This window comes from Pseudarthrobacter sp. NS4, from assembly GCF_024758005.1.
Lineage (GTDB): Bacteria > Actinomycetota > Actinomycetes > Actinomycetales > Micrococcaceae > Arthrobacter.
The window spans coordinates 713,346-726,566 of sequence record NZ_CP103288.1; the positions used below are offsets into that span (position 1 = coordinate 713,346).

The window sequence follows — 13,221 nt, forward strand, 5'->3', positions numbered from 1 at the left end:
TCAGGACGCCCGGGCCAGCTGCCGGATGGGGATCCACCGGGACGCCAGCCTTCGATAGGCGGCGGCCGCCCCGGTCATGTCGCCCTCGGCCAGGCACTCGATGCCCAGCCGGATGTCCATCGGTGACTCGTCCGGATATACCTTGTCCGCCACCGCGCCATAGTCCAGCTCCACCATCGACTCCACGTGGAACTGCTCCAGCCACTCCGTGAGCTGGGCCAGATCGTCCAGCATGTCCAGATCCGGAGCAGCCAACGCGAGGTTAGCCACCGCGTACCGTGCGCGTTCCAGCGCTTCGGTGACAGGCGCCCACACCCGGACCGTGAGGATCCGGCCTGCAGCTTCCACCACATCCTTGTGGTCCGATTCCATGAACAGCGAGAACCAGCTGAACGGGATCCCCCAGGTGGACGCCCGCGTGTGCACGCGGATTGACCCGTCGCGGGCTTTGACCTGGTCAATCCGTTCCTGGTGCCGGTCCCGCTGCTCCTCCGGGATCAACAGTTCGGCGAGCGGTCCGTGGATTCCCTCCATCAGGGCGTTGGCCGCGAGGCCGGCCCGCAGGACCAGCTGGCTGGGACAGTACAGGAGCACCGGCTCCGCGTCAGCGCCGTCGTCGGACTTTTCGCCCTGGGGGGCCGGAGCGGTAGTGACACGGACCAGGTCGGTGCGGCCCGTGGGGAACGGGTCGCCGCCGGAGCGGGTAATCCGGCCCAGTGACGCCAGGAGCTCAGCATTCTCGACGGCGGCACGGGAGGCGGTGTGCGCGCCAGCTGCCTGGATCGCCGCGCGCTGCTGTTCCGGAAACGCGTCCAGCGGTTCGTAGACGCGCAGGGTTGAGGAAAACGGCAGGCCGGCCTGGCCCCGGTAGAGGTTTCCCGTCATCACGGTCTCCTTGCGTGGGTCCAGGTATCCGTCATCAGTCCGCCAGTTCCACCAGCACGGGGGCGTGGTCCGAAGCGCCCTTGCCCTTGCGTTCCTCGCGGTCGATCGAAGCGCCGGTGACCCTGCCCGCCAGGGCGGGAGAGGCCAGGACGAAGTCGATCCGCATGCCTTCGCGTTTGGGGAAGCGGAGCTGGGTGTAGTCCCAGTAGGTGTAGACGCCGGGGCCGGGGGTATACGGCCGGACCACATCCGTGAAGCCTACGGATTCGAAGGCATGGAAGGCAGCCCGCTCCGGCGGGCTGACGTGGGTGTACCTGTTGTTCACGAACAGGTCGATGTCCCAGACGTCTTCATCGAAGGGTGCGATGTTCCAGTCGCCCATCAGCGCCACCTGGGCCTGGGGGTTCTCAGTGACAAGTCCCTGTGCATGCGTCTTGAGGCTCTCCAGCCACTTGAGCTTGTACGGCATGTGCTCATCATCCAGGGACCGGCCGTTGGGGACGTAGAGGCTCCAGATCCGGACGCCGGCGCACGTGGCAGCCATGGCCCTGGCTTCCTGCACCGGGTCCTTGCCGGCCTTGCCGAAGGCGGGCTGGTCAAGGAAGGTCCGTTCCACATCTTCGAGGCCCACGCGGGATGCGATTGCCACCCCGTTCCACTGGTTCACTCCGAAATGGGCCACCTCGTAGCCCATTCGCTCAAACAGTTCCCAGGGGAAGTTGTCGTCCTTGCACTTGGTCTCCTGGATGGCCAGGACGTCGCAGTCACTGCGCTGAAGCCAGGCTTCAACGCGGTCTGCGCGGGCACGGAGCGAATTCACATTCCAGGTAGCTATCTTCACAGTTCCTAACTTACCGTGGGCGCACCGCCGGAGGTAAAGCACAGGTAAAAGCACGGCCTGAAGCTCCGACAGGCGGGAACAAGCGGATGGAATTTAGTAGGAAGTCCGAGTATATTCGCAACCAGAAATGACCTGGACCACATGCGAAGGAGCATCAGCCATGGTGCGCGAGCTTTCCCATTACGTCGGCGGTCAGCAGGCGGCCGGAACGTCAGGACGCTTTGGCGACGTCTTCGATCCATGCACCGGCCAGGTCCGGGCCCGCGTTCCGCTGGCCGGCCGGGACGAGGTGCAGAACGCCATAGCCACTGCCGGGAAGGCGCAGGCGGAGTGGGCGGCGACCAACCCGCAAAAGCGCGGCAGGATCCTGCTCGCCTTCGTTGAGCTGGTGAACCGCAACATGGATGAGCTGGCGCGGTTGTTGTCCTCTGAGCACGGAAAGACCCTTGCGGACTCCCGGGCAGATATTCAGCGCGGGCTGGAAGTAGTGGAGTTCGCGGCCGGAGCTCCCCATCTGCTCAAAGGTGACTTCTCGAGCGACGCAGGGGCGGGGATCGACATCCATTCGCTGCGCCAGCCGCTGGGCGTTGTGGCCGGCATTACGCCCTTCAACTTCCCCGCCATGATCCCGCTCTGGAAATCAGGCCCTGCCCTGGCTGCAGGCAACGCCTTTATCCTCAAGCCCTCCGAGCGGGACCCCTCGGTACCGCTCCGGCTGGCAGAACTGTACAGCGAGGCGGGCGTCCCGGACGGGGTGTTCAACGTGGTCAACGGCGACAAGGAAGCCGTGGACGCCCTGCTGGAGGACCCGCGCGTCAAAGCGGTGGGCTTTGTGGGTTCCACTCCCATCGCCCAGTACATCTATGCAACGGCCGCCGCACACGGCAAGCGGGCCCAGTGCTTTGGCGGGGCCAAGAACCACATGGTGGTTATGCCGGACGCCGACCTGGACCAGGCCGCGGACGCCCTGATCGGCTCCGGGTACGGCTCCGCAGGTGAACGCTGCATGGCCATCTCCGTGGCCGTGCCGGTGGGAGAGGAGACCGCTGAGCGGCTGGTCGCAAGGCTCCAGGAACGCGTCAAGGCCCTCAAGGTAGGCCACAGCCTGGAAGCGGACTCGGACTTCGGGCCGGTGGTATCGGCCGCCGCCAAGGAACGTATCGAGGGCTACATCCGGGCGGGCGTGGACGACGGCGCCACCCTCTTGGCGGACGGCAGGGGACTCAGGGTGCCGGGCTATGAGGACGGCTTCTGGGTGGGACCCACCCTCTTCGACCACGTCACCCCGGACATGGCCGTCTACCGGGACGAGATCTTCGGCCCCGTCCTCAGCATTGTCCGGGCGCCGGGCTACGACGAAGCCCTGCGGTTGTGCACTGACAACCCGTTCGGCAACGGTGTTGCCATCTTCACCCGCGACGGCGATGCTGCCCGCGATTTCGCCACCCGGGTGGACGTGGGCATGGTGGGAATTAACGTCCCCATCCCTGTGCCGCTGGCCTACTACACGTTCGGGGGCTGGAAAGCGTCCGGCTTCGGGGACCTGAACCAGCACGGTGCGGACGCCTTCCGCTTCTATACCAAGACCAAGACCGTCACCACGCGCTGGCCGTCCGGAATACGCCATGGGGCCAGCTTCGTGATGCCGGAGGGAAGCTGATGACCGGCGCCTCCCAAAGCGGAACAAACATACCGCCAGGGGCTGCGGGCAGCGCAGAAGTGCTGTTCGAACGCCGCGGCCGTTTGGCAGTGATCACCCTCAACAGGCCCAGGGCGGTCAACGCACTTACCGCCGGGATGGTGGGCATGCTCCTGGAACAGCTGACTGCCTGGGCGGACGACGACGGCGTGGCCACCGTCCTGGTCCGTGGCGCCGGCGAGCGTGGCCTGTGCGCGGGCGGCGACATCGTGGCGATCTACGAGGATATGCTGCGGGGCGGTAACCGGACCGCGGATTTCTGGCAAACCGAGTACCGGGTGAACTCCCTGATAGCGCGCTACCCCAAGCCGTACGTCCCGCTGATGGATGGGCTGGTGCTCGGCGGAGGCGTGGGAATCTCCGCCCACGGCTCCGTCCGGGTGGTCACCGAACGCACCCGTACGGGCATGCCGGAAACCACCATCGGATTCGCTCCCGACGTGGGCGGGACCTTCCTGCTCGCCCGCGCACCGGGCGAGGCGGGGACCCACGCGGCCCTGACCGGTGCGCACCTGAGTGGGCAGGACGCGCTGTACCTGGGCCTCGCCGACCATTACGTCCCCTCGGCCCGGCTGCCCGGACTCGTCGCCGCGCTGGAGGGCGAAAGCCCGGAAACCGCCGTCGGACGCTTCAATGAAGAACCTCCACCCTCCGCGCTGGCCGGACACAGGGACTGGATCGATGCCTGCTACGCCGGGGCCGGGGCCGAGGACATCGTCCGCCGGCTGCGCGCCTGGAAAGGAGAAGGCAGCGCGGACGCCGCGCTGGCGGCCGCCACCATCGAAGAAAAGTCACCCACCTCCGTGAAGGTCACGCTGGAATCCCTGCGGCGGGCGAAGAGCCTGACGCTGGATGAGGCGCTGGCCCAGGAATACCGGGCCGGCCTCCGCTTCCTGTCCGGCCCCGATTTCCGCGAAGGCATCCGCGCGCAGGTGGTGGACAAGGACCGCACCCCCCGCTGGAAGCCACCGACACTCGGCGAGGTGCTCCCGGAAGACGTTGCCCGCTTTTTCGAACCGCTGGAAGGCAGGGAGTTGGACCTTCGCGCAGCCGGAGGACTGCAACCAAAGGAGACAAACCATGTCTGAAAAGTACGCCGTTGCTTTCCTGGGCCTCGGGCACATGGGCGGCCCCATGGCCGCGAACCTGGTGAAGGCCGGCTATGGCGTGACCGGATTCGACGTTGTCCCCGCCGCCCTCGAATCAGCCAGGGCCCAGGGAATCCCCGTCGCCGGCAGCGCCACCGGGGCATTGGCCGGTGCAGACGTGGTGCTGACCATGTTCCCCGGCGGGCAGCACGTGCTGGACGCCTACCGCGGAACCCCCGCACAGCCGGGGCTGCTTGCGGCAGCGGCCCCCGGAACCATGTTCCTGGATTGCTCCACCATCAATGTGGATGAAGCACGCGAAGCGGCCCGCCTGGCCATCGACGCCGGCCACCGCTCCGTGGACGCCCCCGTTTCAGGCGGCGTGGTGGGGGCGGAAGCGGGAACACTGACATTCATGGTGGGCGGCGACGCCCGGGACTTCGCCGCGGTCCGCCCGCTCCTTGACGTGATGGGCAAACGCGTGGTGCACTGCGGAGCCCACGGAGCAGGCCAGGCGGCAAAGGTCTGCAACAACCTGATCCTGGGTGTGTCCATGATCGCCGTCAGCGAGGCCTTTGTCCTTGGCGAAAAGCTGGGCCTGAGCCACCAGGCCCTCTTCGATGTTGCTTCGGCAGCTTCCGGGCAGTGCTGGGCCCTGACCACCAACTGCCCGGTGCCCGGTCCGGTTCCCACCAGCCCGGCCAACCGGGACTACCAGCCCGGTTTTGCCGGTGCCCTGATGGCCAAGGACCTCAACCTCGCGGTCAACGCCCTCCGCAGCACCGGGGTGGCAGGCCGGATGGGCCCGCTCGCCGCCGAAATCTACGATAGGTTTGCCGCGGAAGGCGGCGCCGGCCGGGACTTCTCCGCGATCATTACAGACATCCGGGAGAAGTCCGGGAACCAGGCCCCGAGCGCCCCCGATGGGGCACACGCGGTGCCGCCGGCGCCCGCCACGGCCGCAACAGCGCACGACGATGGGAGCCCTGAATGACGGAGTACGCCAACATCCTGGTGGAGCAGCGGGGCCGGGTAGGGCTGGTAACGCTCAACCGACCGCAGGCGCTGAACGCACTGAACAAAGCCACCATGGAGGAGTTGGTCTCCGCCGTTACCGCCATGGACTCTGATCCCGGGACAGGCGCGGTAGTGATCACCGGATCCGGGAAGGCCTTCGCCGCCGGTGCCGACATCAAGGAGATGGCGGCCCAGGGCTACATGGACATGTACGCGGCCGACTGGTTCCGGGGCTGGGAGGATTTCACCCGGCTGCGCATTCCCACCATCGCCGCCGTATCAGGTTTCGCCCTTGGCGGCGGCTGTGAACTGGCCATGATGTGCGATCTGATAATCGCCGGCGACAACGCCAAGTTCGGGCAGCCGGAAATTAACCTGGGCGTGCTTCCCGGGATGGGCGGCTCCCAGCGGCTGACCCGGGCAGTGGGCAAGGCCAAGGCCATGGACCTGATCCTTACGGGACGGTTCATCGGGGCGGAGGAAGCCGACCGGTGCGGTCTGGTGTCCCGGGTGGTTCCTGCCGGGGACGTGGTGGCCAAGGCACTCGAGGCGGCGGAGGTTATCGCGGGCAAATCGAAGCCCGTGGCCATGGCGGCCAAGGAGGCCGTGAACGCCGCCTTCGAAACCGGGCTCGCCCAGGGGGTCCTGTTCGAGCGTCGGCTCTTCCATTCCCTGTTTGCCACGGAGGACCAGAAAGAAGGCATGGCGGCGTTCACGGAGAAGCGCGAGCCGGACTTTAAGCACCGGTAAGCGCCAGGGACTGCCGGTAGGCGCTGACGTCGCGCTCCAGTTCTTCCGCCATCAGGTGGTTATTAATAGCGACGGCGGTCCACGCCGCGGCCGCCGCGGATGCCAGCACCTGGGCTTTCATATCGGTGGCGTTTCCCGCCGCCCATACGCCGGGCACCGCCGTGGCGCCATCGGCGTCAGTTTCGAGGTAGTCACCGATGCCCATGGGGTGCGGCGAGGCTGAGAGTCCCAGGCCGGCGAACGCCGCCACGCGTGCATGGACACGGGCCCCCACCACAACGGCGTCCACGGCCACCTCCGGCCCGCCCGCCAACGCCAGCCCGCGCAGGGCATTGTTTTCCACCCTGACACTTTCCACGGCGCCTGCCACTACCTTGACCCCGCGGGCGGCCAATTGTTCGTGCTCTGCGTCGGACGGAAGGGTTTTGTCATTGAGGAACAGGGTGATGTTGCTGCTCCACTGCCGGAACAGCAGGCTCTGGTGCACCGACCACGGGCCGCTGCCAAGGATGCCGATGGCCTGGTCCCGCACTTCCCAGCCGTGGCAGAAGGGGCAGTGGAGCACATCCTTGCCCCAGCGTTCCCGAAGCCCCGGGATCTCGGGCAGCTCATCCACCAGGCCCGTGGCCACCAGGAGGCGCCGGCCGCGGAGCTGCCTTCCGTCGTCGAGCGTTACCTCGAAGCCCAGGTGCAGGTCGCCGCTGGAAGCGACTGCCTCACCCTGGATGATCACTGCCCCGTAATGCTCCGCCTCGGCACGCCCGATGGCCAGCAGTTCCGCAGGGCTGACCCCGTCGCGGGACAGGAACCCGTGGACTCCCCGGGCCGGGGCGTTACGTGGTTCACCGCCGTCCACCACCACCACGGAGCGGCGGGTGCGGCCCAGCATCTGGGCCGCGCTCAGACCGGCAGCGCCACCCCCGACTATTACTACGTCGTACAAAAAGTTGCTTGATTCAGTCATGACTCCATGCTCTTCCGCACCGGCGCAGGTGGCAAACGATTTTGCTGCTATGGCAAAATGGCTGCATGGATGAAAACCTCGACGACGTCCTGGCGGCTGTCGGGCCGAGGCTGAAGGCACTCCGGCTGACCCGCGACGTCACGCTGACAGCGCTGTCCCAAGCTACCGGGATTTCCGTGAGCACTCTTTCCCGGCTCGAGTCCGGGCAGCGCCGGGCCAACCTTGAATTGCTCCTGCCGCTGGCCAAGGCCCACCAGGTGCCTTTGGACGAACTCGTGGGCGCGCCGGAAACCGGTGATCCCCGCGTGCACCTGCGGCCGATCGTGCGGAGGGGTATGACCATCATTCCGCTGACCCGCAAGCCCGGGGGCATCCAGGCGTACAAGCACATCCTGCCCGCCGGCCGCCTGGAGGAGCCCAACCCCCAGGTCCATGAAGGCTACGAGTGGCTGTATGTGCTGAACGGGAACCTGCGCATGGTGCTGGGAACCCGGGACGTGGTCCTGGCAGCAGGAGAAGCCGCCGAATTCGACACCCGGATACCCCATTGGTTCGGCAGGGCGGACGGCCGGCCCGTGGAATTCCTCAGCCTCTTCGGGACACAGGGGGAACGGATGCACGTCAGGGCCAAGCCTGAATTGAAGGGGTAGGTGCTCCAAGGGCTGCCAGCCTGCGCCCGGGACCGTAAGGTAGAAAAGACCCGCAAAAAACGCGCAGGCGATGCAGCGGGGATGGGGGGAGAGGCATATGTGGAAAGCAGCCACGGGCGCTGCAGGCCCGGCTGATGACGGGCTCGGCGGACTGGTCGGCCTGGCCGCGCGGGCCATCGAGAGCCTCGGTGAATGGGGTGTGGGTGCCCTCACCCTCGCCGAAACCGTGGTGCCGCCCATTCCGAGCGAAGTGGTCCTGCCGCTGGCCGGTTACCTCGCCAACCAGGGCTCCCTGAACCTGCTCCTCGTTTATTTCACCAGCACCCTTGGGGCCTACCTGGGGGCGCTGTTCCTCTACTGGCTTGGGGCAAAGCTGGGACTGGAGCGGTCCATCCGGGGCCTGTCCAAACTTCCCCTGGTGGACCGCGAGGACTTCGAACACGCGGCCGGGTGGTTCCGCCGCCACGGCAGGTCGTCCATCTTCTTCGGCCGGCTGCTTCCCGGCGTGCGCAGCCTGATCTCCCTTCCGGCGGGCGCCGCCGCCATGCCGCTGGGGACATTCAGCCTGTATACCCTGGCCGGCAGTGGGCTGTGGAACGGCGCCCTGCTCGGACTGGGGTACCTGTTGGGCACACAGTACCGGCTCATCGAGGAGTACTCCCGGTTCCTCAATTACGCGGTCTACGCAGCGCTGGCCCTCACTGTCATCCTGCTTGTTGTCAGGCGGGTCAAACGGGCGAGGGAACGCCGCTGACGCCTGGACGCAGCTCCGTTGATCCGCCCTCCGTTACTCCGCGAAGTCGCCCGCATTCCGCCGGAAATCTCCCAGGATCCGGATCAACTGGTCCACGTCGCCGGGGCTGAACCCGGGATCCCTGAACACCTCATTGTTCAGGGCCGCCGTCGAACGCTTCGCCACGCTTCGCCCCTCGCCGGTGAGTTCAATGAGCGTGGTGCGGCCATCCGTGGGATGCGGCGAGCGGGCCACCAACCCGGCACGTTCAAGCCTGTCCACCGCGTTGGTGACGGAGGTGGGGTGGACCTGTAGCAGGGCACTGGCCTTCTTCATGGGGAGTGAGCCTTTCCTTGTGAAGCTCAGCAGTGCCAGGAGTTCGTAGCGGGCAAACGTGAGGCCGAACGGTTTCAGTGTTGCCTCGATCCTTGCCAGGAGGATCTGCTGGGTCCGCATAACAGCCGTGATGGCTGCCATGGGCCCTGCCACTTCTGCCCAGCCATGCTCTTCCCAGTTGCGCCGGGCTTCAGCGATGGGATCGCGGGACAGCGGAGTGCCCATACCAGCCCCTTTCCGAAAAGCCTGTGAATATACTAGGACATCCAACGGTTTGGCGAGGGAAGGGACCAGTGCCCGTGCAGCCCCATGAACGTGGCGGCGGTGAGCCGCCCTTTCCGGACGCAGACCTGATGCACGTCGTGGAGCTCCTGCCTCCAGCTGAGCGGGAACGGTATGCCCGCCTCCGGGAGTTTCTCCAGGGCTCCGTACGGCAGGCGTCGATCGCATACTGGAACCGCGAGGAATTCCCCTTCGAGCTACTGGCGGACATGGGCAGGCATGGTCTGGGCGCGCTGCAGTTGGACGGAAGCTCGGTTCTGTTCAAGGGGCTGATGTACGTAGAGCTGGCCCGTGCCGACGTTTCCCTCTCGGCGCTGGCAGGAATCCATAATGAGCTGATCGTGGGCATGATCAGCCAGCTGGGGTCCGACGAGCAGAAGCGCCGCTGGCTGCCAGGGCTCAAAAGCTTCACCCGGCTGGGGGCCTTCGCCCTTACGGAGCCGGACCACGGCTCGGACATCTCCAGGGCGCTGGAGACCTCCGCCCGGCTGGAGGGCTCCGAATGGATTTTGAACGGGGCCAAACGCTGGATCGGTGCCGGGACCATGGCCGACTTCGCCCTGGTTTGGGCCCGGGATGAGGCGGACCGGCATATCAAGGGTTTCATCGTGGAGACCGACCGTCCCGGCTACAAGGCCACCAGGATCTCCAACAAGATTGGCCTGCGGATCATGCAGAATGCCGACATCCTGTTGGAGGACGTCCGTATTCCGGCTGCCAACCTGCTCCCCGGGGCAGGGGACTTTGCGTCAGCCAATGGGCTGCTGCGCGATTCGCGCGCCTGGGTGGGCTGGCAGGCCGCAGGCATTCAGCTCGCGGCTTTCGACGTCGCCCGGAAATACACCCTTGAGCGCCGTCAGTTCGGCCGGCAGCTTGCAGGGTTCCAGCTGGTCCAGCAACAGCTCGCCGACATCCTGGGCAACGCCTCCGCGTCGCTCTCGCTCATGGTGCAACTGGCACGGAATCAGGCGGAAGGAAAACTGGACATGCCGCAGGCGGCGATGGCGAAAGCCACTACCACCCGATTGGCCCGCGCCTCCGTAGGAATGGGACGTTCCCTGCTGGGCGGCAACGGCATCAGCAGCGACTACGAAATGGCCAAACTGTTTGGGGACGCCGAAATCCTGTACACCTACGAGGGCAGTTACGAGATCAACTCGCTTCTGGTGGGCCGGGCGGTCACGGGTATCTCGGCGTTCACCTGAGTTGTGCAGGACATGCATGGAGCGTTGTCCCACGGGGCGCAGTCCCGCTAGCATCAAAGAGGTAAGCCTACTTACTGTTCTGGTGCTGCTCCCTTGTGGATGCGGGAAGGGAATCGCAATGCGCGTCAAGAAGTCAGTAGTTGTTATTACCGGAGCCTCGAGCGGCATCGGCCGCGCCACTGCTTTCCGCTGCGCGGACAAGGGCGCACGGCTGGTCCTGGCGGCACGCAGTTCCAAGGCACTCGAAGCGGTGGCCGGGGAATGCCGGAAACGGGGGGCCAAAGCCATCGCGGTGGTTACCGATGTTACGGACCCCGGGATGGTGGACAACCTGGCGGCGCGCGCAGTATCGGAGTTCGGGCGGCTGGACGTGTGGATCAACAATGCCGCGGTTGGCGCATTCGGACGGCTGGCAGACATCCCGCAAACGGAGTTCCAACGCGTTTTGGACGTTAACATTTCCGGCTACGTGAACGGCGCCAGGGCCGCCCTGACGCGCCAGGTCGACCAAGGTTCCGGCGTCCTGATCAATGTTGCATCCGTCGTAGGCGAGACCCCACTGCCGTACTCCGCCGCATATTCCATGTCCAAGGCTGCGGCCCGTGCACTCAGCATCAGCCTGCGCTCGGAGCTTGCACTCGACGGAATGTCCGGAGTGAAGGTATGCACCGTACTCCCGGCCACGATCGACACCCCCTTCTACCAGCATGCAGCCAACTACTCTGGCCGCCGTGCGAAGGCGATGCCTCCGGTCTATACACCGGAGCGGGTGGCCAAAGCAGTAGTAAAGCTCATCGTGCGCCCACGCCGGGAAACCGTGGTGGGAGGACTTACCGGGCGGCTGCTGGTCCTGCAGCACAGGGTCATGCCGGGAGCGGTGGAAGCCGCCATTGCCCGTCAAGTGGACGGCAACCAGCTTTCCCGCCGGCAATCAGCCCCAACGACCGCCGGAAACCTTCACATGGCGTCCGAAACACTCCGGAAGGGTTCGGTCACCGGAGGTTGGCATGGCCGGCGGAGGACTGCCCAGCGCAGCATCATGAGTGCTGCGGCCCTGGCCGGTGCCTTAGTTGTGTTGCGGAAGCGGCTCGCCTGACCAGCCGGCACGGTCCCCGGCCAGCCGGCCATCCCCGGTAGCCGGCCGCCGATCGGCTAAAGGTTCTTCTCCACGTAGGTGTGCAGGGCGTCCCGCACAAACCCCGCGCCCTCCTCGCCGCCATGGTTGGCAGCGAACCGGGGATCCGCGACATACATGTCAGCGAGCCCCACGACGCAGCCCTTGATGTCCCCACCGCTCTCCGAGGCCGGCGTGCCGGGAACGGACTCCAACCACGCGACGTGGCTTCGGGCGAGGTCCTGGGCTTCGATGCTGTCCGGGGCGACGCCCGAACGGGCGGCGGCCAGCCAATCCTTCCCCAGCCTTTCGGAACGGGATTTCCATTCCCGCTTCTCTGCCTCGCCCATGCCCCGCCACCATGAGTCACCCTTGGCGTAGGCATCCTTGCCCCAGCGATCCTCCACCTCGTCTTTGTACTGGGTGTGGTCAAAGCCATCGAACATCTTCTCTGCCATGAGTTCTCCTCCTCCTTCTACTGTTTCGATTGTCTGCCGGACGGACAGGATCTGCCGGGACAGCCTTTCCTGCTCCTGCCGCAGCCACTCCAGGTGGCGGGTCAGCGCTTTAACGGCGTCCGTCTGCTGGTGGCAAGCCTCGGCGATAGCGGGGAGCCCCAGTCCCAGCTCACGAAGGAGCAGGATCCGCTGCAGTTGCAGGAGGGCAGCTGCGTCGTAGTACCGGTAACCGTTGCCGCCTACCCGGGTTGGCCTCAGCAGCCCAATGTCGTCGTAGTGGCGGAGCGTGCGGCTCGTGGTGCCGGTTATCCTGGCGACGTCCTGGATGGGCCAGTCCCTCCCTGTTCCAGCGCCCGTTTCTTCCATATTCCGAGCGTACGGGTTGACGCAACGTCAAGGTCAAGAGGGGGATAAGGGAGGTGGCCGGAACGAAGTGTGTCAGCGCGCGGGACGATTCCACCGCGAGCGGTCCCGGGGCCGGCGGTTTCGGGCCTGGGCCACGAGCCGGCTGAACGCCAGGATAAAGACGGCTTCCACCAGGAGCATCAGGCCAACCAGCAGCCACTGCTCCTGGGCAATAAAGACAATGCAGCCGGTCAGCGCCAGGATGGTGCCTATTGCGAGGGTGTAGCTGGCGAACCCCACGGCAACCCGGGCGCTGCGCACTCCTGTCCGGAAGCCAAAGCCCAGGGGCTCGCCGCCGGGATGCCCGGGAACCCGGTCCGGCGCGGCAGGCCCAAGGGAATCAAACTCTTCCCACGGATCCTTGTCCTGGCCCTGTCCGGTCATGCTCCGATTATCCCAAAAAAGCGCTTGAGGTGAGCTGGGCCGGGATCCGGAAGCGCAAAACAGCGGCCCCTCCAACATATGCTGGAGAAGCCGCTGGATGGGGGTCCCTCCGCCAGGTGCCGGAGGTTGCCCAAGTCTTAGAGCGGGCGAATGTTCTCTGCCTGCGGACCCTTGGGGCCCTGGGTCACATCGAATTCGACCTTCTGGTTCTCGTCCAGTGAGCGGTAGCCGCTGGAGGCGATTGCCGAGTAGTGGGCGAAAACGTCAGCGGACCCGTCATCGGGGGCAATGAAGCCAAAACCCTTTTCGGCGTTGAACCATTTAACTGTGCCTGTTGCCATGGCTGCATTCCTTCGTGTGACTCTGATTCTCTCCCCGGGTTATCAGCCCGGAGTGTGCGGAGAACGTCC

The 13,221-nt window shown here is 65.9% G+C and carries 15 protein-coding genes; 8 read left to right on the plus strand and 7 right to left on the minus strand.

Going from position 1 to position 13,221, the window contains the following annotated elements; all coding sequences use genetic code 11:
• Positions 1–885 (minus strand): hypothetical protein, encoded by an 885-nt coding sequence (locus NXY83_RS03385; protein WP_258804695.1) that lies wholly within the window; start codon positions 883–885, stop codon positions 1–3.
• Positions 886–919: 34 nt separating this feature from the next.
• The gene (locus NXY83_RS03390; RefSeq protein ID WP_258804696.1) at positions 920–1,726 is read right to left on the minus strand and encodes an exodeoxyribonuclease III; all 807 of its coding nucleotides are present in this window, start codon (positions 1,724–1,726) and stop codon (positions 920–922) included.
• 160 nt (positions 1,727–1,886) lie between these two features.
• On the opposite strand from NXY83_RS03390, the gene NXY83_RS03395 reads away from it, so the two are divergent.
• The 4 genes from NXY83_RS03395 to NXY83_RS03410 are packed head-to-tail and all read left to right on the plus strand — an operon-like array spanning position 1,887 to position 6,280.
• A complete protein-coding gene (locus tag NXY83_RS03395) occupies positions 1,887–3,386 on the plus strand; it encodes a CoA-acylating methylmalonate-semialdehyde dehydrogenase (RefSeq protein WP_258804697.1) in 1,500 nt (499 codons plus the stop codon).
• Entirely contained in the window at positions 3,386–4,513 is a 1,128-nt protein-coding gene (locus tag NXY83_RS03400; protein ID WP_258804698.1) for an enoyl-CoA hydratase/isomerase family protein, read from the plus strand. The genes NXY83_RS03395 and NXY83_RS03400 overlap by 1 nt, the downstream gene beginning before the upstream one ends.
• On the plus strand, positions 4,506–5,507 hold the full coding sequence (gene mmsB, locus NXY83_RS03405; RefSeq protein ID WP_258804699.1) for a 3-hydroxyisobutyrate dehydrogenase: 1,002 nt from the start codon (positions 4,506–4,508) through the stop codon (positions 5,505–5,507). The genes NXY83_RS03400 and mmsB overlap by 8 nt, the downstream gene beginning before the upstream one ends.
• Positions 5,504–6,280 (plus strand): enoyl-CoA hydratase, encoded by a 777-nt coding sequence (locus tag NXY83_RS03410; protein WP_258804700.1) that lies wholly within the window; start codon positions 5,504–5,506, stop codon positions 6,278–6,280. The genes mmsB and NXY83_RS03410 overlap by 4 nt, the downstream gene beginning before the upstream one ends.
• Here the strand turns inward: NXY83_RS03410 and NXY83_RS03415 are convergent.
• Positions 6,267–7,244, minus strand: coding sequence for an NAD(P)/FAD-dependent oxidoreductase (locus tag NXY83_RS03415; protein ID WP_258804701.1), 978 nt, complete (start codon positions 7,242–7,244; stop codon positions 6,267–6,269). The two genes, NXY83_RS03410 and NXY83_RS03415, sit on opposite strands and share 14 nt — an antisense overlap.
• Positions 7,245–7,309: 65 nt before the next feature.
• Between NXY83_RS03415 and NXY83_RS03420 the strand changes: the two genes are divergently transcribed.
• Both NXY83_RS03420 and NXY83_RS03425 read left to right on the plus strand, forming a co-directional pair.
• Positions 7,310–7,894: a helix-turn-helix domain-containing protein gene (locus tag NXY83_RS03420; protein ID WP_258804702.1), complete on the plus strand. Its 585-nt coding sequence runs from the start codon at positions 7,310–7,312 to the stop codon at positions 7,892–7,894.
• 97 nt (positions 7,895–7,991) lie between these two features.
• On the plus strand, positions 7,992–8,648 hold the full coding sequence (locus NXY83_RS03425; protein WP_258804703.1) for a DedA family protein: 657 nt from the start codon (positions 7,992–7,994) through the stop codon (positions 8,646–8,648).
• 33 nt (positions 8,649–8,681) lie between these two features.
• On the opposite strand, the gene NXY83_RS03430 is transcribed toward NXY83_RS03425, so the two are convergent.
• Positions 8,682–9,188, minus strand: a complete 507-nt coding sequence (locus NXY83_RS03430; RefSeq protein ID WP_258804704.1) for a MarR family winged helix-turn-helix transcriptional regulator — start codon at positions 9,186–9,188, stop codon at positions 8,682–8,684.
• A gap of 128 nt (positions 9,189–9,316) precedes the next feature.
• On the opposite strand from NXY83_RS03430, the gene NXY83_RS03435 reads away from it, so the two are divergent.
• Both NXY83_RS03435 and NXY83_RS03440 read left to right on the plus strand, forming a co-directional pair.
• Positions 9,317–10,450, plus strand: coding sequence for an acyl-CoA dehydrogenase family protein (locus NXY83_RS03435; protein ID WP_258806054.1), 1,134 nt, complete (start codon positions 9,317–9,319; stop codon positions 10,448–10,450).
• A 118-nt stretch (positions 10,451–10,568) separates the two neighbouring features.
• On the plus strand, positions 10,569–11,546 hold the full coding sequence (locus NXY83_RS03440; RefSeq protein ID WP_258804705.1) for an SDR family oxidoreductase: 978 nt from the start codon (positions 10,569–10,571) through the stop codon (positions 11,544–11,546).
• A 56-nt stretch (positions 11,547–11,602) separates the two neighbouring features.
• Here the strand turns inward: NXY83_RS03440 and NXY83_RS03445 are convergent, their stop codons facing one another.
• The 3 genes from NXY83_RS03445 to NXY83_RS03455 form a co-directional block, all read right to left on the minus strand.
• Entirely contained in the window at positions 11,603–12,388 is a 786-nt protein-coding gene (locus tag NXY83_RS03445) for a MerR family transcriptional regulator (RefSeq protein WP_258804706.1), read from the minus strand.
• A gap of 72 nt (positions 12,389–12,460) precedes the next feature.
• A complete protein-coding gene (locus NXY83_RS03450) occupies positions 12,461–12,811 on the minus strand; it encodes a hypothetical protein (protein WP_258804707.1) in 351 nt (116 codons plus the stop codon).
• 137 nt (positions 12,812–12,948) lie between these two features.
• Positions 12,949–13,152, minus strand: coding sequence for a cold-shock protein (locus tag NXY83_RS03455; protein WP_013599688.1), 204 nt, complete (start codon positions 13,150–13,152; stop codon positions 12,949–12,951).
• Between the last annotated feature and the right edge of the window lie 69 nt (positions 13,153–13,221).